The 603-nt window shown below is 72.1% G+C and carries 1 protein-coding gene; it reads right to left on the reverse strand.

Translation table 11 applies throughout. From position 1 onward, the window contains the following. The coding region (locus tag IY392_RS18615; protein WP_304511158.1) for an acetyl-CoA carboxylase biotin carboxyl carrier protein subunit at positions 1 to 603 on the reverse strand (603 nt) is incomplete at both ends.

The raw sequence follows: 603 nt of genomic DNA on the forward strand, positions 1-603 counted from the left end.
GGGGTGGGGCTCGACGGTGCTTGGTTCGACCGTCGCGAGCAGGTGGTCGGCGGGCACCTGCTCGCCGGTGGTGACGTTCAGCCGGACCACTCCGTCGATCGGCGCCGACAGCGCGTGTTCCATCTTCATGGCCTCGACGGCCAGGACGTTCTGGCCCGCGGTCACCTCGTCGCCGTCGGCGACGAAACACGCGATGACCGATCCGGGCATGGGGCTGAGGATCTGACCGTCCGACAATCCGGCGTCGTGGATCCGGGAGTCGATCAACGGGAGCAGCCGCAGGTCCCAGGTGCCACCGTCGCCGGCCACCCAGAAGGTGTCCGCCGCCTTGGGGTCAGCGGAGCGGACGACGGTCCAGCGCTGCTGGGTGTCGTCGACGGTCAGTCGCAGCGACCCGCCGTCCCGGGCGACCCTGGCCCGGTGCCGCGAGGAGACCTCGGGCTCGGCCGTCGAGCCGATCGTGGCATCGGTGATGGTCACCTCGGCGTCGTCGGGAGTTCCCCTGAGGCCGACGGTGACGGCGTCCGAACCCGGGCCGGAGTCCAGCCGGGTCCACACCTCGGCGCGCCCGCCGACCCGCCAGCCGTTGGGCACGTCCCACGG

The organism is Dietzia sp. SYD-A1 (assembly GCF_015356725.1).
GTDB lineage: Bacteria > Actinomycetota > Actinomycetes > Mycobacteriales > Mycobacteriaceae > Dietzia.